This window comes from Yersinia hibernica (assembly GCF_004124235.1).
GTDB classification, from domain to species: Bacteria; Pseudomonadota; Gammaproteobacteria; order Enterobacterales; family Enterobacteriaceae; genus Yersinia; species Yersinia hibernica.
The window spans coordinates 1,489,076-1,511,143 of the sequence record NZ_CP032487.1 but is presented as its reverse complement, the minus strand read 5'-3'; the positions used below and the strand labels follow the sequence as shown (position 1 = coordinate 1,511,143).

Genomic DNA, 22,068 nt, shown 5'->3' with positions numbered 1-22,068 from the left:
TGATTTTTAAAAATCAAAACTGAACCGGTCAGCACGTTACTATGCTGGCCGGTCATATCGAGGTATGACCAATGGCTAAATTAATGACATTAACCGAATGGTGTGATGAAACGTATACGACTGACAAGCCGACGATTCAAACACTCCAACGCTGGGCCAGAAACGGTAACTTTTACCCTGCAGCAGAAAAACACGGCAGACAATATCGCGTGCGGCCCGGTGCCATTTATATACAGCCCAAAAGCTACAGAATGGCGAAAGCGCTGAACATTTCACATTCTACGATACCGCCAATATTGGAGAAGATGGGTTATGGCAAAAAGGCCGGGAAAGTATGACGCTAATTTGCCCAAAAACCTCACCTTTAGGCGTGTTCAACTAACTTTCTATTGGCGCAACCCGCTAACTGGAAAGGAGTTATCTCTCGGCAAAATTGCCCGGCGAGACGCCATATCCCAAGCCATTGAAGCCAATAATTTCATTGAACAAAACTACACTCCTGTCGCGATACTAGAAAAGCTCAAAGGCACGCAGGAGTTCACACTGGCAGCATGGCTAAAACGATATGACGTCATCTATAAGCGCCGGGAATTGGCCGAAAACACCTATAAAGTTCGCAAGGGACAAATAGCCATGATCAGCGAAAAAATGGGCAACAGGGTGTTAGCTAAAATCAGCACGCGCCATATTGCCGAGTTTTTAGAGTTTTGGGTGGCACAGGACAAAAAAACTATGGCCGCTACTATGCGGTCAGTGTTGTCTGATATTTTCCGAGAGGCGATTGTCGAGGGCCATATAGATAATAATCCAGTGACACCGACACGCTCAGCTAAACCGGTGGTGAAACGTGAGCGCCTGGAACTGGATCAGTATCTCGCTATTCGTGAGGTCGCTGACACATTACCGGCGTGGTTTGGGCTATCAATGGATCTGGCACTGGTGACGGGCCAACGACGTGAAGATTTATCACTGATGCGCTTTGACCAGATTGTTGATGGCAGATTACAGATAGACCAAGGCAAAACAGGAGCCATGATCTCCCTGCCCTTAGATCTTGAACTTAAAGCCGTTGGCCTACGCCTTAGCACCGTGATTGAACAATGTAAATTAGCCAGTAAAACAGACTTTATGATAAGTGCTGGCATCAGAAAAAATAGCCCTGATGGATCACTACATCCAGACAGCCTGACAAAGAAATTCGTAACGGCGAGAAAAGGAACAGATTTTTGTTTTGATGAGAGTCCGCCAACTTTTCATGAGATCAGAAGTCTAGCCGGACGATTATATGAAAAGGAAAAAGGTAAGGAATTTGCGATGAAACTGCTGGGGCATAAATCGGAGAAGATGACGAACAAGTATCTTGATACGAGAGGGAAAGAATACGTGATGCTATAAAAGACCGAATATCAGATTTCGATAAAATTTCGATAAATTTCGATAAACCACAAGATTCACCTTTAAAATCAATAAGTTAAAAAAAGACCGAATACGATTCCTATATTCGGTCTAGGGAAATGGCTCTTGGGAGAGAGCCGTGCGCTAAAAGTTGGCATTAACGTAGGCTTATTCAGCCGTACTCCTTAAGCGTAGTCGAGTACATGTGTTTCGCCAACTTAGCAATATAAGTAATTAGTAACGGTTGCAAACTAATTTGGATGATAGAAAATCAGTTTTCACTTTTACCATGGTAATTATTTGTTAAATATAGACTAATACTCATAAGTGCCAGGACATCAACTATTTTTGGCACAATGTCATGGCACGTTGTTGGAAAGGTTCCAGACTCATCTTTTGGCCCGCTCTATCCTTATCATCCAATAACAAAACATCTAACGGTTTTGCCAGAACATGACCAGATTTCATCTGTTCTGTTGCCGTGTCATTTAGCGGGTATTGCACCAATGTACTCGGATTTATCACAAATAAAGCACCACCTGTACGGCATTCCAGCATCACTTCTTCGCGATTAAATGCCCATTGCTTACCAAATTCAAACTTACTGACCGTAATAATCTGACCGGCAGCAATAGCGTTAACTGATAACATAAATAGCGATAATGTCAGCACAAAACCCTTCATCATAATTACCTTTAATTAACTGATTATTTTGATTTTCTCTCATACTGAGGCGCTGATGCAAGCGCTCTGGCACTCTCTGTTAAGTCTAATTTCGCGCTATACTGGGGCCATAGTTGCAAAAACACTCACCAACAGTAGTACCCCCGCGCCAAGGATAATTTCGGCACAGCTGTTTATCACTAGCCAGTCGTGGGCCTTCGTCGGCAATTGCCGCAGCATTGGCACAATGAGGTAGCGGTTAATCAGTGCCACAAAGATCATTAATAACACTAGGATAACTTTGCTCAGTAAGAGTATCTGATAAGCAGAAGTCAGCACCAGCGGGGTCTCACGTAGCATAATGATACTGTTGATAACACCGGTTGCTAACACTAAAGCTACCGCCAAATGCCCCCAGGTTGAAAAACGAATCAGCGTAGTGATAGCTTCGCGTTTGACATCACTATTCCGGGTATATGCCAGACAAATTAAAAGTGGAGCCAGACATCCCACCCAATAGCCAGAACTGAGCAAGTGTATGATTTGATTTATTTTATGAATCCATCCCAGTGCACCATCATGCATCGCCGCATGGCCGGTAAAAGCCAAGCTGGCCAGTAATAGTGTTGATAATCCAGCCATTAAGCACGAATAAACGCGGCTGGAGGTGAGTAAAACCAGCCATGTGCTCAAAATTGATAGACCGAGATGCCATTGCCATACCTGACCAAAACGGGTATTAAATACCGCCCACCAGACACTCAATCTATAGGTATCAGACCAACCATCGCCCATCATCCCCGCCTGAATGGCGAGAAGTCCGATAGCAGAGGCGAGCGCCAAAAAGGTGCTAAGGATAAGTAAGGGTGATAAACGATTTTTAAGTATTGCAGAAAAACGAACTGGAGCTAGCAAGGCGGTGAAGATACTGATGCCAAACATCAGCATCACCGCCAAAAAATGCAGAAAGCGACATAGAACAAATAGTGTCGCCAGAGACATATTATTTCACTGTGAAGCTGTAGGTGCCTTTGGTTTTATGACCATCAACAGACACAACATGCCATGAAACATTATATTTGCCCGCTTCTAGTGCATGATCAATTGGCAGAATCAATTGCGTATTATTGACCGGGTCCAATTTAAGCAGGCCCGTTTTCACTACATTATTATCTGGCCCTATCACTTTCACCCCACTGAAATTCAATTCAATTCCTTCGGAGAAACCCAGTGTCAGAGCTTCTGGTGCGGAACCGATGGTGGTGTCAGCAGCCGGTGATTCGATTTTCAAATGAGCATGAGCCAAGGCTTGCTGGCTGGATAATCCAACAAACAGCACAATAAGTGCTGAGAGCATGCGGCAAGAAGAACGTACTTTGCGAATAAACATAATATCCCTTAATCGATGGGGGAGAAGAATCAATCTACTGCCAACCATATCCTATATTGGCAGCGCGAACCCCTATCACTTCCAGTCAATTGCACTACCTGCGAGATAGGACACAAAATAAAACGCCAAATTATGAGTGGCGATTGAAATACAACCAATAGCTGAGCAGTAATTCAGCTTAGCCTACTCTTCTATTCGTAATTGCAAATGATAACGATTTGAATATAGCAAGTCTAGCAACGATAGCTAAACAATATGCAGTTAGCACAAAAACAATAAAATTAAGGGAGATTGTTCGGGTAAGCATGGCGGAGATACAGTAAAAAGCCGCAGTTCCTGGTTCCACTCAGTGGTGGCTAGCAACTGCGGCGATGATAAATCAAAGCCAAAATTAACCCTGGACGTGACTTTGCGCTGCCATTGTTTTCAAATCTTTATCGACGAAGAACAATGAATTGCCACTGTTACCGACCAGCGCCAGTTTATCCAGAATAGATTTGAACAGTTTTTCTTCTTCGTGCTGCTCAGCTACATACCATTGCAAGAAATTGAATGTCGAATAATCGTGCGTGGTGATTGCAACATGGGCCAGTTCATTAATTTGAGTCGTGATGAGTTGCTCATGCTCATAGGTTAGTTTAAATACATCAGCCAGTGAGGCAAAATCGACCGGTGGCGCACTAATAGTACCCAATACCGGCATAGAACCTGTGCCACTGAGATATTCAAACAAACGCTGCATATGTTGCATCTCTTCTTGAGAATGCTCTTTTAAAAATGCCGCGGCCCCTTCAAAACCTTTATCGCTGCACCAAGCACTCATCTGCAGATAAAGATTGGCAGAGTAAAATTCCAAATTCAGCTGCTCATTGAGCTTCTGTGCCATTTCTGTTTTCAACATAATAACTCCCTAATTTTTATAATGCAGGTAAGCAACAATTAACTTTTTGTATTATGCCAAGATAAAAACAAAATAAGAACACCCTATTCACATTAATATTCCACAAAAGAAGATAAATAATTTAATGCATTGATATTAAACGATAAAATAAATTTTATCTTATTTTTTAATTATTATAATAATCATTATCATTACCGAGCAAATACTAAAAAGAATGATTCTTATTTGAGGATTAATTTAATTAAAATACATACTTCACCTGAAGATGAATATTATTTCTGTGTCATAATTTAGACATAGCCATGGTTGACAATCCCTGCCTACTGCTTGCCAATCGCAGCCGTCTACATTACCTTTTGCGCCATAACCGCCACACGCCACGAAGGAGAAGACTGTGGGATATAACCTGACTGAGCTTTCTGACGAAGAAACAGCAAAAATGAATGTTGATCTGGCCGCCTCAGGTGTGGCATTTAAGGAGCGCTACAATATGCCGGTGATCCCTGAAATGGTTGCACGAGAACAACCGGATGAGCTACGTGAGTACTTTTTACAGCGGCTGGCACACTATCGTAGTGAATCGAATAAATTCTCACGCTTGCCGTATGAGCCCAAAATGAAGTCTTAAACAAAAGACTCCCGCAACAGATCTGCGGGAGTTTATCCGCGACAACGACTAGGCCTTGCGGGCAAATTTATCAGTCGCAAGAATCAACTGGTGCAAAATTCCGGGCTCATCAAATGAATGCCCAGCACCTTCGACAATATGTAACTCGGCTTTCGGCCATGCTTTGGCCAAATCCCAAGCATTCTGTGGCTGACAAGCCATGTCATATCGGCCATGAATAATTACCGCCGGAATATGGCGGATTCGTGTGACGTTATCGAGCAGTTGGTTATCACTATCCAAAAAACCTAAGTGGGTAAAATAGTGATTTTCAATGCGGGCGAATGCCAGAGCGAAGTCATCTTCACCAAAAGAGGCCGCACTCTTGGTGGGTAACAGAGTGACAGTTTCACCCTCCCACAGGCTCCAAATTTTAGCGGCAGCCAATTGAACGGCCTTATCAGGTGAGGTCAGCCGCTTGCGGTATGCCGCGGTGACATCACTTTGCTCCTCTGGCGACAAAATGGATAACACGCGCTGCCATTTATCCGGGAAGAAACGCGAAGCACCGTCCTGATAATACCAATCCAACTCTTTTTTGCGCAGCGTGAATATGCCGCGCAAAACCATCTCACTAACCCGTTCGGGATGGGTTTCGCCATAAGCCAGTGCCAGTGTCGAGCCCCATGAGCCACCAAATATCAACCACTTATCGATCCCTGCCATCTTACGCAGCCGTTCGATATCCTCGACTAAATGCCAGGTGGTATTATTATCTAGGCTGGCATGGGGCTTTGAGCGCCCGCACCCACGTTGATCAAACAGTAATACTTTGTATTTCGTTGGATTGAAAAGCTGCCGGTGATAAGGCGCGATCCCGCCCCCAGGGCCACCATGGATAAATACCGCGGGTTTACCCTCAGGATTACCACAGAGTTCCCAGTAAATTTGATGACCATCACCCGTGTCTAATAAACCACTGTCGTAAGGTTCATACGCTGGATAAAGCCCACGTAATTGTTCCATTATTTTTCCATGTTTGTTAAGACACTTGAGTTATCAAAGCCTATACCGCCCGCAGGGTCAACGATAAAACATTACATTTACGCCAATCAGCCCATTAATTCCACCAATAGGTGATAAATACAGCATAACTTAATTATATTTCAGGTGTTATAGCACAATATAACTAACGACAGACAGTAACAAGAGAAACAGATATTTAATAATATTCTTACTAAACAATGGATTAATTATATCGCTGCTTTCTTCTCTTGCAACTCACCTTGATTAGGTGGTTAATAGGTGGGCGTACCAACCTAACCGAAGGTAAAGAGAGGCAAGCCATGAGTAAGGGAATGGACAGCAAAAAGAACGCGAAGAAAAAGCCACTAAAAACACCAGCTGAGAAAAAAGCTGAGAAACGCGCTAAAAAGTCATCTTCTTCTAGCGCAGAATAACGGTTTTTTCGTCTCGTCAGCCAACCCGCCACGATAGGCGGGTTTTTTGTGGCTAATATTTAAGCATTACAGGGGGAGAGAATGTATTTTCGTGTCATCGATACTGAAACTTGTGGCTTAGAGGGTGGCATAGTCGAGATAGCCTCCGTCGATATAGTTGACGGAGTATTGAGCAACCCTATGAGTGACCTGGTTAGCCCGGACCGGCCTATCAGTATTGATGCGATGGTGATTCACCATATCACTGAAGAAATGGTGGAAGGTAAACCGCGAATTGCCGTCGCAGTAAGAAAATATCAGGATAGCCCTTATTATGTGGCCCATAATGCCCCCTTTGACCGCGGCGTATTACCCGAGATGGGCGGCCAATGGATTTGTACATTAAAACTCGCCCGCCTGCTGTATCCCGATATAAAGCACAGTAATCAATATCTGCGTTACGCTTTACGCCTGAATGTTTCAGTGCCAGCGGGGCTTTATCCACATCGTGCTTTATATGATTGCTATGTCACCGCAGCGCTGTTGCAACGCATCATAGGCGACTCAGGTTGGAGTGCTGAACAAATGGTGGAAATAACGCAGCAACCATTGCTATTGCAGACATTTAAGTTCGGAAAATATCGGGGGAAAAGTATTGAACAGATAGCCCGACAAGACCCAGACTACCTGCGTTGGATGCTATCCTCAATCACTGACCTTACGCCAGACATGCGCCATACCCTGACTTATTATCTGGCGTAATTTGTTTTGTTGAATCACGCCAAAGAGAGAATAAAAGCATATTCTAAGGCGATATCTTCATAAGCTTTAAAGCGCCCTGATTTGCCGCCATGGCCCGAATCCATATCGGTATAAAGCAATAGTTGGTGGTCATCAGTTTTCATCTCCCGCAGTTTGGCGACCCACTTTGCCGGTTCCCAATATTGAACCTGAGAGTCGTGTAAACCGGTGGTCACCAGCATATGCGGGTAATCCTGAGCTTTGACCTGATCGTATGGGCTGTATTGCTTGATGTAATCATAATAGGTTTTATCATTCGGATTGCCCCATTCATCATACTCGCCCGTCGTCAGAGGGATGGACTCATCCAGCATAGTAGTGACCACATCAACAAATGGCACCTGCGCCACAACGCCTTTGTATAATTCAGGAGCTTGATTGATCACGGCCCCCACCAGCAAGCCGCCGGCACTCCCACCCATAGCAAAAACGCGATTAGCATCACCATAACCCTTGGTGATTAATGCTTTGGTAACATCAATAAAGTCATTAAATGTATTTAACTTATTGAGCAACTTGCCATCTTCATACCATTGTTGCCCTAACTCCCCACCACCACGAATGTGCGCCAGGGCAAAAACAAAGCCACGATCCAGCAGACTTAAGCGGCTACCACTGAATGCCGGGTCCATACTGCTGCCATAAGAGCCGTAGCCGTAGACCAACAGCGGGTTGCTGCCAGAGACAAAATGCTCGCGGTGATAAACCAATGAAACCGGTACTTTGACACCGTCCGATGCTGTAACCCAAATCCGCTCACTGCGATAATTTTCTGGCGTGAAATTCTTCACTTCCTGCTGCTTGAGCAACTGACGAACCCCGGTATCCATATTCAGTTCATACATAGAACTTGGCGTGGTCATTGATGAATAACCATAACGCAGTAATTCAGTTTCCGGCTCCGGATTGTATGCCAGCCAAGTGACATAGGTAGGGTCATCAAAAGTAATCGATTTCTCTTCACCATTTGCCCAGTGAATCTGCCGTAAATGCGTCAGTCCTTCACTGCGTTCTTCCACCACCAACCAGTCACGGAATAAGCTGAACCCTTCCAACATCACATCCGTTCTTGGCGCTATTAATGATTGCCACTGCGATTCATCAGCGAAATCAGTTGGCGCTTTACCTAATTCAGCGATTTTGTACAGACCAAAATTCTTCCCATCTTTATTTGAACGTAAATAAAAATGCTGTTTATAGTGATCCAAACCGTATTCATGGTCTTTGCGGCGCGGCGCAAACCTTTGTGGGGCCGGTTCGAGTTGGTCAGCATCCAACAGTAAAATTTCAGATGTTGTGGTGCTGCTCAAATGGATAACAATAAAGTGCTCAGACGTGGTTTTTTCCAAACCGACATAGAAAGTGTCATCGGTTTCCTGATAAATCAGTTGGTCTGATGCCGGGTCAGTGCCCACTACATGGCGATAAACCTGATATGGCAATAAGGTTTTTTCATGCTTACGCACATAATATAGCGTTTTTGAATCATTAGACCACTCAAAGCTACCCGACGTGTTGCTGATGACTTCCTGGTGCCAAGTATCATTGTGTAACTGCTTGATGCGAATGTCATATTGACGCCGTGATAAAAAATCTTCAGCCACCGCCAACAATTGATTATCAGGGCTAACATCCAAGTCCCCCAAAGTATAAAACTCACTGTCCACCGCACGTTGATTACCATCCAATAATGTTTCCCAACTGCTATCCGCCCAAACTGGCTGGCGCACATAAATGGCATACTCATTGCCCGGCTCAAAACGTGTTTGATAGCGGTAGCCATTGCGGGTATAGGGAACCGATTCTTCTTGCGGCGGAATGCGGGAAACCATCTCCTGATACAAAGTTTCACGTAGTGACTGCTGTGGTTTCAATACCGTTTCGGTGAAATCATTCTCAGCTTGCAAGTAGTTCAGCACATCAGCGTCAGTACGCTCATCATCACGTAGCCAATAATAATCATCGGTACGAACATCGCCGTGCATCGTCATCGGATAAGGGCGTTTAGCTGCCTTGGGAGGTATGGTCATTAGTTGAAGTATCCATCTATGTTCGTTACCGCGAGAGTGACACGATTACCGCTAGATGCCAAGCAGCAGCACATATCTGTAATTTAGTCTGTGGGGGCTAATTCAATGATAAAAAAGATAATAAACAGATGCGGGCTATGTTCGCACCAGCACCTGTTTGGGCATGACGACGTTAATTCCAGCGGCCAGCTTTAGGTGCGCAGCGTGTAGGTGATAGTGCCAGCTTTGCAGTCGAGTACAACCTGATACGTTTTATCGCCTTTACCGCCACGAGCGGTCAAAGGAACCTGCCAGACATCATCCTTGCCGGTAATGTCTGCCGCACTAATCCACACCACTGGGCTGTCTGTGCCCAACAGTTTTTTATCCGTTTCCCACCGCGTTATACGGTTTTGTAGAAAATCCCGTTTAACTTGAGTCGCGACTTGAGATTGATTTAGCCCAGTACAAGTCGGGACTTTTGCGACCCGCGGCTCCTCAGCCTGTACACTACTGATGACACCAGCCAATGCGGTGAATACTATCAAGGCGAGTCCAGTTTTTCTCATCATTCCTCCAGATATTATTATTTCTATCTTAGGCCGGAACAATGATTGAAAGGTAGGTTACAGAGTGAGTCGCGCCATAGCATTAAAGTGTTAATGCTACTTAATTAACACCGAGTAAATTCAATCACGTAGAACTGTTCCAGCCCCGGATAGATGTCCTTAATCACTTTTTTCAGTTCATCCAACGACATATTTTCTTGCTCAGCGTGGCGCTCCGTCAGTGTAGGCAATGTGACTGGGGTGACGGATTTGACCAAAATATTGCAGAAAAATACGCCATCTTCATAACGGCATACGCGCAGGATTTCCCCTGGGCGAAAGTCGGATTCGCGGCTATCGCGGATGGTTATCGTCTTACGATAGGCCAGAATATCCGCCTCAAACCGGCGAAAGAAGGTGATTTCACGATTCATTTTAGATCCTTTTTCACTTTCTGCCGCAATCAGACCGATTAAGCAGCTTGATTCTCTTCAAGTTTGGCTTTTTTCTCTGGCGCAATTTTTTCTACTTTTGCTTTGGGCTGCCCATCGGCGGATGCCGCCGGGTTAGCGCCACGCAAAATTTGCCCTAATGCATCTTTGTTCTCTGCCAGGAAGAAACTCAGGGCCTCGCGTTGATCTTCTTCAAGTGTTAAAGGTGACTGTGACAACCACTCCGACAAGTTGTCCGCCAAATCCAGCATTTTATCGTAGGCATCGGCTTCTTTTTTGGTTGTGAAAGTCATTTTTTCCTCACCCTGTCTTACCACGACGAATTTTATTTCAACGGCCATTGCTACGCGTCCTCTTCACTTACCGATAACTGTACATAAACACAGTATAATGTGATGTGTTGGGGCGATGCAACCGCCATCGCCCTTCACTGTGATTATTTTAATAAACGGGCTTTGCAGTTTTTGCCTTTGAGCTTGCCTTGCTGTAACTGTTGCAGTGCTCGTTTTGCACTCGCTTTGCGGATAGCGACATAAGCATGGACCGGAAACATATCTATCTTACCCACATCCGCGGCAGTCAGGCCGGCATCCCCGGTTAAAGCGCCAAGTATATCGCCGGGACGGATTTTAGCTTTACGCCCACCATCAATGCACAACGTCACCATTTCGGGTTCTAGCAATGCATTGGCACTGCGGCTTACCTGCTCGGCTGGCGTCCATTTCAGTTTGATTTGCAGATAATCTTCAATAGCATGAGCGCGGGTCATTTCCTGCGGGGTACACAGGCTCACGGCAAGGCCGCTCATCCCTGCCCGCCCAGTGCGGCCAATGCGGTGCACATGAACTTCGGGGTCAAAAGCCAATTCGAAATTGACCACCAATTCCAGATCTTTAATATCCAAACCACGGGCGGCAACATCAGTGGCGACTAATACCCGGCAGCTGCGATTGGCAAAACGAACCAGCACCTGATCACGGTCACGCTGCTCTAAGTCCCCGTGCAAGGCCAACACGCTAATGCCACGGGATTCCAGTGTTTCATAAACACTCTGACAATCTTTCTTAGTGTTACAGAACACCACACAAGATGCGGGCTGATAGTGACTGAGCACCGAGGTCAACAGGGGTAACCGTTTTTCGCGGGTGGTTTCGATAAAGACTTGTTCAATCGCCGGGGCTTCATCACCATCATCAACTTCAACATTTATTGGCTGGCGCTGAACCCGCGCACTAATTTGCTCAATACCGGCCGGATAGGTGGCGGAGAACAGCAATGTCTGGCGTTGTGGCGGGGTGTAGGCAATCACATCATCAATAGCATCGGTAAAGCCCATGTCCAACATGCGATCGGCTTCGTCCAGCACCAGAATTTTGAGTTCATCCAGCGCCAACGTTTTCTTACGTAAATGCTCCTGAATACGCCCCGGCGTGCCAACGACAATGTGGGGCGCATGCACCAGAGAGTCCAACTGGTGGCCCATAGGTTGGCCGCCGCACAAGGTCAGGATTTTAATGTTTTGAGTAAAACGCGCCAATCGGCGCAACTCTTTGCTGACCTGATCGGCCAACTCTCGGGTGGGGCACAGCACCAAAGCTTGGGTCACAAACTCACCCACCGCAATTTTGTCCAGCAAGCCAATGCCGAATGCCGCTGTTTTGCCACTGCCGGTTTTAGCTTTTGCCCGGACATCCTGCCCGTTGAGGATGGCCGGCAGTGCTGCGGCCTGTACCGGAGTCATCTCGGTATAGCCAAGTTCATTAAGATTGGACAGCTGCTCAGCAGGCAGTGTCAGGGAAGAAAAGGACGTTGTGCTCACGGCAGTAACTCTTATAACTGGATGGAATGACAGCGATGGCCTGACGGCGAGCGCAAGATTTTGGCGCGATAATACCAGAGATAGCGCCATTCCCGGAACTATACCGCATCAATACCGCGAAAATGGCGTGATTCTCGGCTTTGGTGTCGCCACGCAATCGTTTTCGTCGCCATTTTGCCGTATACTCAGGCCCGTAAAATTCATCTCGCGTCAAATGACTGTGTAACTTTTCCACTGATGTAGGTACCTAACTATGCTGACTATTGGAACCGCCCTGCGCCCCAATGCCACCCGTGTCATGTTGCTTGGCTCTGGAGAGCTGGGTAAAGAAGTGGCGATTGAATGCCAGAGGCTGGGGCTGGAAGTGATTGCCGTTGACCGCTACGCCGATGCACCCGCGATGCATGTTGCTCATCGTAGCCATGTTATTAACATGCTGGATGGCACAGCACTTAAGCAGTTAGTCGAACAGGAAAAACCGCATTATATCGTGCCAGAAATTGAAGCTATCGCCACTGATATGCTGGTTGAGTTAGAGAATATAGGCCAGAAAGTGGTGCCCTGCGCACAAGCCACTCGCTTGACCATGAACCGCGAAGGTATCCGCCGTTTGGCGGCCGAAACCCTGCAATTACCGACTTCCAGCTATCGTTTTGCCCACACCGAGCACGAATTTCGCCAGGCGGTGAGTGAAATTGGCTACCCGTGTATTGTCAAACCGGTGATGAGCTCTTCCGGTAAAGGCCAGAGCCTGATCCGCCATGAAGAACAACTGCAGGCCGCGTGGGATTACGCGCAGCAAGGTGGCCGTGCTGGCGGCGGTAAAGTGATTGTCGAGGGGCTGGTGCGCTTTGATTTTGAAATTACTTTGCTGACCATCAGTGCCGTCGATGGCGTTCACTTCTGTGCCCCGATTGGTCATCGTCAGGAAGATGGCGATTACCGAGAATCCTGGCAACCACAAATGATGAGTGATATTGCGCTGGCGCGCGCTAAACAGATGGCTTCCCAAGTGGTAACAGCACTGGGCGGCTATGGATTGTTTGGCGTGGAATTGTTTGTGTGCGGTGACGAAGTTATTTTTAGCGAAGTGTCACCGCGCCCACACGATACCGGGATGGTGACATTAATTTCGCAGAATATGTCTGAGTTCGCGTTGCATGTGCGGGCATTTTTGGCTTTGCCGATTGGCACTATCCGTCAATATGGTGCGGCCGCATCGGCGGTTATCCTGCCCGAATTAACTAGCCACAACATTGCTTACCATGGATTGGAAGCCGCGTTGCAGGGTGACACACAGATTCGTTTATTTGGTAAACCCGAGATTGCCGGTAAACGGCGTTTAGGTGTGGCACTGGCAGTAGCTGATGATATTGACACCGCCATTGAAGTGGCAAAACGTGCCGCGAGTGCGGTTGTCGTGACCGGTCAGTAAACCCGCCGCCGATAATAAACCCGCCATCACCGCGGGTTTATTGGCATTAATCAGCAACACTGGGAAACTTACCCCTCATAGGGGTCTTCTATTTCGTCCGCGTCCGGTTCATTATCGCGCCGATAATCAGATTCGTCATGTTCATCAAAATCAGTCTCTTCAAAGATAGCCATAGCTTGTGGATCATTTTGATGGCGCTCGCGAATCTCCGCCGCCACCAAAGCAATCGCCTCGCCACTGCTCATGCCTTCCGACATGAATTGATGAATACGTTCCACAGCTTGTTGCTGTTCTTCATGAGAGAGTGAGGGCATACCCGCTAACATTAATTTATCTCCTACATATAATTGATTCAGTATACCTGTTTCTTATTATTTAAAGTAAATTGCTGTCTACGATAAATGACTGCTCGGCACCAATGCCCCCCAATCGCGGTAATTTGTGCTAATCTCCCCCCGTTGTTGGCGAAAATACCATTACGCCGTCTACTATGGCCAGCCGAAAGAAAAGAATCGTGACTCATGAGTGTGAAATCCCTGACTTTCAAAACCTTACCTTATCAACCCGATGCCCTGCTCCAGCACTTTGCTCCACTCGCTCATCAAGCTTGGGCCATGCTGTTGCATTCCGGATTTGCTGAACACAGCCATAGCCGTTTTGATATTCTGGTTGCCGACCCGCAGGTCACACTCACCACGTGCGGCGAGCAAACGGAGATTATCAGTGCGCAAGGAGAGTCACTATCATGTGACGATCCCTTCGGTTTGTTACAGCAACAGTTGGATAAATTCGCCCCGTCAATCCCCCCTCAGCCCGACCTGCCATTTCTCGGCGGCGCATTAGGGTTATTTGGCTACGATTTGGGGCGCCGAGTTGAGAAATTACCACAACTGGCCGAGCAAGATATCGCCTTGCCGGATATGGCGGTCGGCTTGTATGACTGGGCGCTAATTGCCGACCATCACTTGCAGAAACTGACCTTGGTCTGTCACGGTGATGCTGAGCAACGTCTGCTGTGGTTACAACAGCAGAAAAACCCTGCCCCCGTCGCACCATTCAAATTGACCAGCCCGTGGCAAGCTAATATGTCACGCGCGCAATATGGTGAAAAATTCCGTCAAATTCAGCAATATCTGCACAGCGGTGACTGTTATCAAATTAATTTAGCCCAGAGATTCAGTGCTGAATATCAGGGCGATGAATGGCAAGCTTTTCTGTCACTCAGCCGCAGTAATCGAGCACCCTTTTCCGCTTTTATTCGCTTAGCGCAAAACACTATCCTGAGTGTCTCGCCGGAGCGCTTTTTAGGGTTAGTCAACCACCAAATACAAACGCGCCCGATTAAAGGTACGTTGCCACGGCTTGATGATCCTGAGCTGGACCGCCAGCAAGCGGAGCGGCTAGCCCATTCGGCTAAAGATCGTGCCGAAAATCTGATGATTGTTGACCTGCTGCGCAATGATATTGGCCGGGTAGCACAGCCCGGAACCGTGCGGGTACCCGAGTTATTTGTCGTCGAGCCCTTCCCGGCCGTGCATCACTTGGTCAGCACCATTAGCGCAATGCTGCCTGAAACATCGCCACCTACCGCATTGTTGCGCGCCTGTTTCCCTGGGGGGTCGATAACCGGAGCGCCGAAAATTCGCGCCATGGAGATAATTGAGCAATTAGAGCCACAACGGCGCAATGCCTATTGCGGTAACATTGGCTATATTAGTTGCTGTGGCACGATGGACAGCAACATCACCATCCGCACCCTGCTGACGGAAAACGGTAAAATATACTGCTCTGCCGGCGGCGGCATTGTGGCTGACAGTCAGGAACAGGCGGAATATCAGGAAACATTGGATAAAATTGCCCGAATATTACCGCTACTGGAGAAGAGTTAATTAATGAGCGAGTGGATGCTGTGAGCCCTGAGTTTGTGCATCAATCTAGCCGGGCTTTGTCTGAATTTATTAGCCGATTCCAGCTACAACAGCCCCAACCGGGCAATTTTTCGGCCAATAGCCACCATGCCGCCGTCTTAATTCCTATTATTTGTCGGCCCGACCCCACCTTGCTGTTGACCCGGCGCGCTGATCATTTACGCAAACATGCCGGTCAGGTCGCCTTCCCCGGCGGCAAAGCCGACCCACAAGATGGTTCACTGATTGACACCGCGCTACGGGAAGCTGAAGAGGAAGTGGCTATCCCCATGTCTGCTGTGCATGTATTGGGGCAACTGGCACCTCTTGATAGCGTCAGTGGTTATCAGGTCACCCCTATTGTCGGCTTGGTTCCCGCGAATATTGCTTTTCAGGGTAATGAAGAGGAGGTCGCCGGGCTATTTGAAATCCCCTTATATGAAGCCCTCAGACTGTCGCGCTACTATCCACTCGATATTCATCGTGGAGGAGTCAATCACCGGGTCTATTTGTCATGGTATGAAAGCCAATTTATCTGGGGCCTGACCGCAGCGATTATTCGCCGCCTGGCGCAGCAGGTCAGTGTTTGACTTAATAAGCTGGCGAACAGTGCGGGTAATGAGTGACAAACTTCACAGCATGACGGCGAAAAAAACTGAATTACAGCATAAAGCGATCCCCATCACCTCATCACATCGACTTTTACTCTATTTTCTCTGCACAACCATTTTAAAAAAACTGTAAACTAGCCTGTCAGCGTTATGAAATATCTGTAAAATATCTTTCATCACTATAAACCACTAAAAATGTAGGGTTAAAAACGGATGGTGATAACGATGAGTGATAGTGATAATGACTAATTAGTTGCGAGAAATCATAGTTGCGGTATCACTTTGATACCGCGAGCACCAGTAGCACCCGACTTAGCAGGGCCCTGTGATAGCAATACTGAATAACAGTTACCTGCTGTTATCCACAGAGCTCTTATATACTTAATACAGATATTCTCATCAGAATTTATATGCACTGGGAATAACAAAAGGTTTTGTTAAGGAGTTTCAGCGTGATTAGCGTTTTTGATATGTTCAAAATTGGTATTGGCCCGTCCAGCTCCCACACTGTTGGGCCGATGAAAGCAGGCAAAGAATTTGCTGACTTGTTGGTCACACAAGGATTAATGCCATCGGTTACACGGGTGGCCGTCGATGTTTATGGCTCCCTGTCCCTGACCGGCAAAGGCCACCACACCGACATCGCGATTATTATGGGGTTGGCTGGCAATATGCCCGACACCGTGGATATCGACAGCATCCCCGCGTTTATTCGTGATGTCGAATTACGGCAGAAACTGATGCTGGCCAATGGGTTACATGAAGTGGACTTCCCACGTGAAGGCGGAATGGTATTTCGCAGCGATAACCTGCCACTGCATGAAAACGGTATGCAAATTCACGCCTTTGCGGGTGATGAAAAGGTATTGAGCAAAACCTATTATTCCATCGGCGGGGGTTTTATCGTCGATGAGGAGCATTTCGGCAAAGCGGCGGTCAATGCCGTTAGTGTGCCTTATCCATTTAATTCTGCTGCGGAAATCCTGGCAAACTGCGAACAAACCGGCCTGTCTATCTCCGGTATGGTGATGCAAAATGAGCTGGCAATGCACAGTAAAGAAGAGATTGACGCCTACTTTACGGCAATTTGGCAGACCATGCGCGCCTGTATTGATCGCGGCCTAAACACCGAAGGTGTGCTGCCCGGGCCATTACGTGTCCCGCGCCGTGCCGCGGCTTTACGCCGCTTACTGGTTTCATCAGATAAACTCTCCAGTGACCCCATGAATGTTATTGACTGGGTCAATATGTTCGCGCTGGCGGTTAACGAAGAAAATGCGGCCGGTGGCCGTGTGGTTACCGCGCCAACTAACGGGGCCTGTGGTATTGTTCCGGCGGTACTGGCTTATTACGACCACTTTATTGAACCGGTTACCCCTGAAATCTTTATCCGCTATTTCTTGGCATCAGGCGCTATCGGGATTCTGTATAAGATGAATGCATCTATTTCAGGTGCTGAAGTGGGTTGTCAGGGTGAAGTTGGTGTTGCCTGCTCAATGGCCGCGGCTGGTCTGGCAGAGTTACTGGGCGCCAGCCCGGTTCAAGTGTGTATCGCCGCAGAAATTGGTATGGAACATAATCTGGGGCTGACTTGTGACCCGGTGGCAGGTCAAGTTCAAGTTCCTTGCATTGAGCGCAATGCGATTGCCTCGGTGAAAGCGATTAACTCAGCACGTATGGCCATGCGCCGCACCAGTGAACCCCGCGTTTCTCTGGATAAAGTTATCGAAACCATGTTTGAAACCGGTAAAGATATGAATGCCAAGTACCGCGAAACCTCCCGTGGTGGGTTGGCCATTAAAGTTCAGTGTAATTAATTTATTGTATTAAAAATCATATTCATCAAGGGGAGTTGGTGCTCCCCTTGATGCAGAGTCAGATTAATAATGTCTTTTGTGGCTAGCAACCAGCGCACGCCGGATTGCAGCACACCTCACAGCACCAATCATAACAACCTCCTCGATATGGCGGGAATGGTATATCGTACACTTGTTTGTTTACCTCAATGGCGAGAGCTGCCGGTAATACATCGCCAGGCAGCTTTGAAGCCGCCTCCTGGCCGAATGTACTCAATGAATACAACATGAATACCAGACCAAAAACTATCTTTTTCATAGAAACTCCAGCATGAGCGGGTAGAGTGATATAAGAATATAGGCTGCACAGTGCCCCCAAAGTAAAAAACACTTTGGTGTTGCAAAATAGAAAAGATAATATTTAAAACTGTGTTTAAGCGCTGCTCAATTCCGTTTAAATACCCCAGAACTGTATTAGACATTCCGTTGTTCAAGTGAATTTAAGCATAGCTTATATCTATCCATTCAGTGATATTATTTTAAATAATTATCTTTTATTTTTATTGATATCATGAATATTTTTAATTAATTGATTTTATTGTGTTTTATAAATAACCTCACTCTATGAAACCTGGCTACTTATTAAAGTTATTATTTTTACGATTATATATTGTAAATTAATTAAATCGCGAATTTTGCCCATGAAACAATCAGAGTCAGACATTCAATAATAGCCCGCATAGTTAAGTATAATTATCTGCCTATCAGTAAATATAATAATTATTATGCTCATTTCATTTGTCAGCCTGATAATTTAACAGTGATTATTGTGAGTAAAACTCAACAGATTAAAAAGTTCAGCAATAGCCATAAAAAAATGCGGGTCATTTTAATGATGACCCGCATTAGTCTAAGCACATTTAATTGCCAGATTGTTACTCTGCCAATTGGTGACTCAATTTGGTAATGCGCACTAACTCAATACGATAATCTGAAGCTTCGATGACTTCAAAGCGCAAATTATGCAGTTCAATCACATCACCTGCCGTTGGCATATGGCCTGAATGAGACAGCAGCATCCCGGCGAGTGAAGCATAATCAGCCGTTGGGCTCACTAATTCTTGGCAATCCAGTGCTTGCTCCAAAGAATGCAAGTCAGCCCCACCCTTCACTAACCAACCATCACCATCGGCAATAATATCGGGTGTCTCATCTTCATCCGGGAATTCACCAGCAATAGCTTCCAGCACGTCCAGCGGCGTTACCAGGCCTTGCACCACACCAAATTCGTCATTAACCACCACTAAACGGCCTTTCGCTTTACGTAATACGCCCAGCAAATTAATCACGTCCATGGTATCCGGCACGACTATGGGTGGTGTCGCCGCAGCAAATTCACAGATTGGCTCGCCACGTTCAATCGCGACCAGCAGATCTTTCGCGCGAACCACACCGATAATCTGATCCAGTGAGTCACGACAAACCGGGAACAGGCTGTGCGGTGTATCCAACAGTTGTTCACGGATTTCCTCTAGTGAGCGATGACAATCTACCCAAGAGATTTCTGTGCGTGGAGTCATCACGCTGCGCAATGAGCGGGAGGCTAATGTCAGCACGCCGCTTATCATATAGCGCTCTTCTTCAGCAAAAGCCTCGGCCGGTACTGCCAACTGCGGTGAACCATTTTGTGGCTCCTGCTGCTGGCGACCGCCCATTAAGCGGATGATAGCTTCCGCAGTACGCTGGCGTCGTGGCAAGCGAGATTCCTGCTTCATAAAGTTGCGGCGCGCAATCTGGTTAAACAGCTCAATCAGGATAGAGAATCCGATAGCGGCGTACAGGTAACCTTTCGGAATATGGAAACCGAAACCTTCCGCAATTAAGCTCAAACCAATCATTAACAAGAAGCTGAGACACAGCACCACCACCGTCGGATGTGCGTTCACGAAATTAGTTAATGTTTTCGATGCCAGCAGCATCACGCCCATGGCTATCACAACCGCCGTCATCATGATGGTCAGGTCATTGACCATCCCCACGGCGGTAATAACGGCATCGAGGGAGAATACGGCATCCAACACCACAATCTGTGCCACTACCGCCCAGAAACTGGCATAACCTCGGCCAGCACTGTCATCGTGCTGGTTTCCCTCAAGCCGTTCATGTAGCTCGGTGGTGGCTTTAAATAGCAAGAACAGCCCCCCCACCAGCAAAATCAGGTCTCGTCCAGAGAAATTAAAGCTGCCAACACTAAATAGCGGCGTTGTCAGCGTGACCATCCAGGAAATAACCGATAGCAAGCCCAAACGCATAATTAATGCTAGAGACAATCCGATAATTCGTGCTTTATCTCTTTGTTTAGGCGGCAGTTTATCGGCCAGAATGGCAATAAATACCAAGTTATCGATACCCAGAATAATTTCCAGTACCACCAGCGTAAGTAACCCTGCCCAGATTGAGGGGTCCATTAGCAATTCCATGTCAGACTCCGATAATAAGAACACGATTCAAATGAGGTGCGACCTACAACAGATGCAACAAAACGCCGCGGTGCGGTTGTTAGTATAGATACGCAGAAAGATCGGGTGAAATTATGCGCAGTAAATGTGCGCGATTGGATAACCAGATTTAAGCCCGCTGGTTGGGCATTAACACTAGAGAAACAGTAACTTCGGTGACAGTCCATAGGGAGAGCTGAGGCCCTTAACTCCTGACAATTAATAGAGACGTTAACTTTATCAGGAATTTTTTTACCCGCATAGTCAGATTTATAACCTGAGCCGCTATAAACCCCAATATCGTGAAATTTGCCGGGGCCAGCAGATAGCACTTTTTTTCATGACTAAAATTTCTTGCCACGCCAGAATGGGATTTTCGCCACCTTCACATCAATCGCACAAATATTAAACACAGGAATCATACTGTAATGAGTGAATTAGGGGATAAATTCATCAATATTACTCATATAAGTGATGATTTATTATCCAAGTAAGCGAAATCATTCATAACATGTCCCAATAAATGAGCAATGTCACATAATTTATTTTTTCACTGACTAAAATAAATCACATCCAGCACATTTCGATATGTACCTGAATCGATTCATTGTGGTTACCAATAAATCATCAGCAGTACGCTGATATTGTGACTATCATAATAGATTCAATGTGTACTGAAGTGTTGTTGGTGATTACTGGTTTTTCTGTTACGTGCGAGAACTCAATTCTGAGTTAACAGAGGGGGTAGCGAGTGAGTATAGCTATTATCATCGGCACACATGGGGCTGCGGCGGAACAACTGCTGAAAACAGCTGAAATGATTTTAGGCGAGCAAGGTAATGTCGCTTATATTGATTTCGTCCCAGGTGAGAATGCCGAAACGTTGATTGAGAAATACAACGGTAAATTGACCGGTCTAGATACCAGCAAAGGTGTTTTATTCCTGGTTGATACCTGGGGTGGTAGCCCGTTTAACGCCGCCAGTCGAATTGCTATTGATAAAGAGAACTATGAGGTCGTCACCGGGGTTAACATTCCGATGCTGGCTGAAACCTTTATGGCCCGTGATGATAACCCATCATTTGCTGAACTGGTTGCAGTCGCGGTAGAAACTGGTCGTGAGGGCGTAAAAGCACTGAAAGCGCCTGAAGTTAAGAGTGATAAGCCCGAGACGCAACAAGCAACTCCAGCACCCAAAGCCAAGGCCCCGGCCGTCGCTTTAGGCCCGAATGATCACATGAAGATAGGACTGGCGCGTATCGATGACCGCTTAATTCATGGTCAGGTCGCAACTCGCTGGACCAAAGAAACTAACGTAAGCCGCATTATTGTTGTCAGTGATGAAGTCGCTGCTGACAAAATGCGTAGCACCTTGCTCAAACAAGTTGCACCTCCGGGTGTCACCGCGCACGTAGTTGATGTTGAGAAAGCTATCCGCGTTTACAACAACCCAAAATATGCCAAAGACAGGGTTATGCTGCTATTTACTAACCCCACTGACGTTGTGCGTCTGGTTGAGGGTGGCGTCGATATTAAGTCAGTCAATATCGGTGGTATGGCATTCCGTCAGGGGAAAACCCAGGTGAATAATGCCGTCTCCGTTGATGAAAAAGATATTGAAGCCTTTAATAAATTAAATGCTCGCGGTATTGAATTGGAAGTCCGGAAAGTATCTTCGGATAGCCGGCTCAAAATGATGGACTTAATTAGCAAACTTAATAAATAGCTTTACTGAAAACTACGTAGAAAGGTTATGCCCTGTTCTGTTTCGGGACTCGGTTATTTTTACTCAGCTTT

General features: G+C 46.5%; 22 protein-coding genes. 9 read left to right on the top strand and 13 right to left on the bottom strand.

Translation table 11 applies throughout. The features are described from left to right. Positions 1-71 precede the first annotated feature (71 nt). Positions 72-338 carry an excisionase gene (locus D5F51_RS07020; RefSeq protein WP_025378521.1) on the top strand — a complete coding sequence of 89 codons (267 nt, stop codon included), beginning with the start codon at positions 72-74 and terminating at the stop codon, positions 336-338. After that, positions 313-1,395, top strand: a complete 1,083-nt coding sequence (locus D5F51_RS07015; RefSeq protein WP_129195985.1) for a tyrosine-type recombinase/integrase — start codon at positions 313-315, stop codon at positions 1,393-1,395. Before D5F51_RS07020 ends, D5F51_RS07015 begins: the two co-directional genes overlap by 26 nt. A gap of 342 nt (positions 1,396-1,737) precedes the next feature. Here D5F51_RS07015 and D5F51_RS07010 read toward each other — a convergent pair whose 3' ends face one another. The 4 genes from D5F51_RS07010 to ftnA all read right to left on the bottom strand — a co-directional run bounded on the left by D5F51_RS07010 (position 1,738) and on the right by ftnA (position 4,349). Next, on the bottom strand, positions 1,738-2,079 hold the full coding sequence (locus tag D5F51_RS07010) for a YebY family protein (protein ID WP_129199241.1): 342 nt from the start codon (positions 2,077-2,079) through the stop codon (positions 1,738-1,740). Between the two features lie 96 nt (positions 2,080-2,175). Next, positions 2,176-3,060: a copper homeostasis membrane protein CopD gene (gene copD / locus D5F51_RS07005; RefSeq protein ID WP_129195984.1), complete on the bottom strand. Its 885-nt coding sequence runs from the start codon at positions 3,058-3,060 to the stop codon at positions 2,176-2,178. 1 nt (position 3,061) lies between these two features. Beyond that, positions 3,062-3,448, bottom strand: a complete 387-nt coding sequence (gene yobA / locus D5F51_RS07000; RefSeq protein WP_129195983.1) for a CopC domain-containing protein YobA — start codon at positions 3,446-3,448, stop codon at positions 3,062-3,064. A gap of 391 nt (positions 3,449-3,839) precedes the next feature. Beyond that, the gene (gene ftnA / locus D5F51_RS06995) at positions 3,840-4,349 is read right to left on the bottom strand and encodes a non-heme ferritin (protein ID WP_025378526.1); all 510 of its coding nucleotides are present in this window, start codon (positions 4,347-4,349) and stop codon (positions 3,840-3,842) included. A 394-nt stretch (positions 4,350-4,743) separates the two neighbouring features. Between ftnA and D5F51_RS06990 the strand changes: the two genes are divergently transcribed. Further along, the gene (locus tag D5F51_RS06990; RefSeq protein WP_025378527.1) at positions 4,744-4,977 is read left to right on the top strand and encodes a DNA polymerase III subunit theta; all 234 of its coding nucleotides are present in this window, start codon (positions 4,744-4,746) and stop codon (positions 4,975-4,977) included. Positions 4,978-5,025: 48 nt separating this feature from the next. Here D5F51_RS06990 and pip read toward each other — a convergent pair whose 3' ends face one another. Beyond that, positions 5,026-5,982 (bottom strand): prolyl aminopeptidase, encoded by a 957-nt coding sequence (gene pip, locus D5F51_RS06985; protein ID WP_129195982.1) that lies wholly within the window; start codon positions 5,980-5,982, stop codon positions 5,026-5,028. 515 nt (positions 5,983-6,497) lie between these two features. Here pip and exoX point away from each other — a divergent pair. Continuing rightward, entirely contained in the window at positions 6,498-7,157 is a 660-nt protein-coding gene (gene exoX / locus D5F51_RS06980) for an exodeoxyribonuclease X (RefSeq protein WP_025378529.1), read from the top strand. Positions 7,158-7,171: 14 nt separating this feature from the next. Here the strand turns inward: exoX and D5F51_RS06975 are convergent, their stop codons facing one another. The 5 genes from D5F51_RS06975 to dbpA form a co-directional block, all read right to left on the bottom strand. Further along, positions 7,172-9,226: a S9 family peptidase gene (locus D5F51_RS06975; protein WP_129195981.1), complete on the bottom strand. Its 2,055-nt coding sequence runs from the start codon at positions 9,224-9,226 to the stop codon at positions 7,172-7,174. 191 nt (positions 9,227-9,417) lie between these two features. Next, positions 9,418-9,774 carry a protein YebF gene (gene yebF, locus D5F51_RS06970; RefSeq protein WP_162301830.1) on the bottom strand — a complete coding sequence of 119 codons (357 nt, stop codon included), beginning with the start codon at positions 9,772-9,774 and terminating at the stop codon, positions 9,418-9,420. A 104-nt stretch (positions 9,775-9,878) separates the two neighbouring features. Then, on the bottom strand, positions 9,879-10,187 hold the full coding sequence (yqfB, locus tag D5F51_RS06965) for a N(4)-acetylcytidine aminohydrolase (protein WP_025378532.1): 309 nt from the start codon (positions 10,185-10,187) through the stop codon (positions 9,879-9,881). A 38-nt stretch (positions 10,188-10,225) separates the two neighbouring features. Continuing rightward, the gene (locus tag D5F51_RS06960) at positions 10,226-10,546 is read right to left on the bottom strand and encodes a YebG family protein (protein WP_129195979.1); all 321 of its coding nucleotides are present in this window, start codon (positions 10,544-10,546) and stop codon (positions 10,226-10,228) included. Between the two features lie 95 nt (positions 10,547-10,641). Next, positions 10,642-12,024 carry an ATP-dependent RNA helicase DbpA gene (gene dbpA, locus D5F51_RS06955; RefSeq protein WP_129195978.1) on the bottom strand — a complete coding sequence of 461 codons (1,383 nt, stop codon included), beginning with the start codon at positions 12,022-12,024 and terminating at the stop codon, positions 10,642-10,644. 253 nt (positions 12,025-12,277) lie between these two features. Between dbpA and purT the strand changes: the two genes are divergently transcribed. Next, positions 12,278-13,459 carry a formate-dependent phosphoribosylglycinamide formyltransferase gene (gene purT / locus D5F51_RS06950; protein ID WP_129195977.1) on the top strand — a complete coding sequence of 394 codons (1,182 nt, stop codon included), beginning with the start codon at positions 12,278-12,280 and terminating at the stop codon, positions 13,457-13,459. 68 nt (positions 13,460-13,527) lie between these two features. Here the strand turns inward: purT and D5F51_RS06945 are convergent, their stop codons facing one another. Beyond that, on the bottom strand, positions 13,528-13,785 hold the full coding sequence (locus D5F51_RS06945) for a YoaH family protein (protein ID WP_025378536.1): 258 nt from the start codon (positions 13,783-13,785) through the stop codon (positions 13,528-13,530). Between the two features lie 195 nt (positions 13,786-13,980). Here D5F51_RS06945 and pabB point away from each other — a divergent pair, with 195 nt between their 5' ends. The 3 genes from pabB to D5F51_RS06930 all read left to right on the top strand — a co-directional run bounded on the left by pabB (position 13,981) and on the right by D5F51_RS06930 (position 17,794). After that, positions 13,981-15,348, top strand: a complete 1,368-nt coding sequence (gene pabB, locus D5F51_RS06940; RefSeq protein WP_129195976.1) for an aminodeoxychorismate synthase component 1 — start codon at positions 13,981-13,983, stop codon at positions 15,346-15,348. 20 nt (positions 15,349-15,368) lie between these two features. Beyond that, positions 15,369-15,956 carry a CoA pyrophosphatase gene (locus D5F51_RS06935; protein ID WP_129195975.1) on the top strand — a complete coding sequence of 196 codons (588 nt, stop codon included), beginning with the start codon at positions 15,369-15,371 and terminating at the stop codon, positions 15,954-15,956. Between the two features lie 473 nt (positions 15,957-16,429). Then, positions 16,430-17,794: an L-serine ammonia-lyase gene (locus D5F51_RS06930; protein ID WP_025378539.1), complete on the top strand. Its 1,365-nt coding sequence runs from the start codon at positions 16,430-16,432 to the stop codon at positions 17,792-17,794. Positions 17,795-17,876: 82 nt separating this feature from the next. Here D5F51_RS06930 and D5F51_RS06925 read toward each other — a convergent pair whose 3' ends face one another. Both D5F51_RS06925 and D5F51_RS06920 read right to left on the bottom strand, forming a co-directional pair. Next, positions 17,877-18,062, bottom strand: a complete 186-nt coding sequence (locus tag D5F51_RS06925) for an ST-I family heat-stable enterotoxin (protein ID WP_281279627.1) — start codon at positions 18,060-18,062, stop codon at positions 17,877-17,879. Between the two features lie 646 nt (positions 18,063-18,708). Next, on the bottom strand, positions 18,709-20,253 hold the full coding sequence (locus tag D5F51_RS06920; RefSeq protein ID WP_129195973.1) for a TerC family protein: 1,545 nt from the start codon (positions 20,251-20,253) through the stop codon (positions 18,709-18,711). 769 nt (positions 20,254-21,022) lie between these two features. Between D5F51_RS06920 and manX the strand changes: the two genes are divergently transcribed. Continuing rightward, positions 21,023-21,997: a PTS mannose transporter subunit IIAB gene (manX, locus tag D5F51_RS06915; protein ID WP_025378542.1), complete on the top strand. Its 975-nt coding sequence runs from the start codon at positions 21,023-21,025 to the stop codon at positions 21,995-21,997. The last annotated feature ends 71 nt before the right edge of the window (positions 21,998-22,068 follow it).

Bases quoted from the DNA above. Each gene is read 5' to 3' on its own strand.
- D5F51_RS07015 (WP_129195985.1), top strand. From the start codon at position 313: ATGGCAAAAAGGCCGGGAAAGTATGACGCTAATTTGCCCAAAAACCTC.
- pip (WP_129195982.1), bottom strand. From the start codon at position 5,982: ATGGAACAATTACGTGGGCTTTATCCAGCGTATGAACCTTACGACAGT.
- yobA (WP_129195983.1), bottom strand. From the start codon at position 3,448: ATGTTTATTCGCAAAGTACGTTCTTCTTGCCGCATGCTCTCAGCACTT.
- copD (WP_129195984.1), bottom strand. From the start codon at position 3,060: ATGTCTCTGGCGACACTATTTGTTCTATGTCGCTTTCTGCATTTTTTG.
- D5F51_RS06960 (WP_129195979.1), bottom strand. From the start codon at position 10,546: ATGGCCGTTGAAATAAAATTCGTCGTGGTAAGACAGGGTGAGGAAAAA.
- yebF (WP_162301830.1), bottom strand. From the start codon at position 9,774: ATGAGAAAAACTGGACTCGCCTTGATAGTATTCACCGCATTGGCTGGT.
- D5F51_RS06945 (WP_025378536.1), bottom strand. From the start codon at position 13,785: ATGTTAGCGGGTATGCCCTCACTCTCTCATGAAGAACAGCAACAAGCT.
- yqfB (WP_025378532.1), bottom strand. From the start codon at position 10,187: ATGAATCGTGAAATCACCTTCTTTCGCCGGTTTGAGGCGGATATTCTG.
- exoX (WP_025378529.1), top strand. From the start codon at position 6,498: ATGTATTTTCGTGTCATCGATACTGAAACTTGTGGCTTAGAGGGTGGC.
- pabB (WP_129195976.1), top strand. From the start codon at position 13,981: ATGAGTGTGAAATCCCTGACTTTCAAAACCTTACCTTATCAACCCGAT.
- D5F51_RS07020 (WP_025378521.1), top strand. From the start codon at position 72: ATGGCTAAATTAATGACATTAACCGAATGGTGTGATGAAACGTATACG.
- ftnA (WP_025378526.1), bottom strand. From the start codon at position 4,349: ATGTTGAAAACAGAAATGGCACAGAAGCTCAATGAGCAGCTGAATTTG.
- D5F51_RS06975 (WP_129195981.1), bottom strand. From the start codon at position 9,226: ATGACCATACCTCCCAAGGCAGCTAAACGCCCTTATCCGATGACGATG.
- D5F51_RS06925 (WP_281279627.1), bottom strand. From the start codon at position 18,062: ATGTTGTATTCATTGAGTACATTCGGCCAGGAGGCGGCTTCAAAGCTG.
- D5F51_RS07010 (WP_129199241.1), bottom strand. From the start codon at position 2,079: ATGAAGGGTTTTGTGCTGACATTATCGCTATTTATGTTATCAGTTAAC.
- purT (WP_129195977.1), top strand. From the start codon at position 12,278: ATGCTGACTATTGGAACCGCCCTGCGCCCCAATGCCACCCGTGTCATG.
- D5F51_RS06920 (WP_129195973.1), bottom strand. From the start codon at position 20,253: ATGGAATTGCTAATGGACCCCTCAATCTGGGCAGGGTTACTTACGCTG.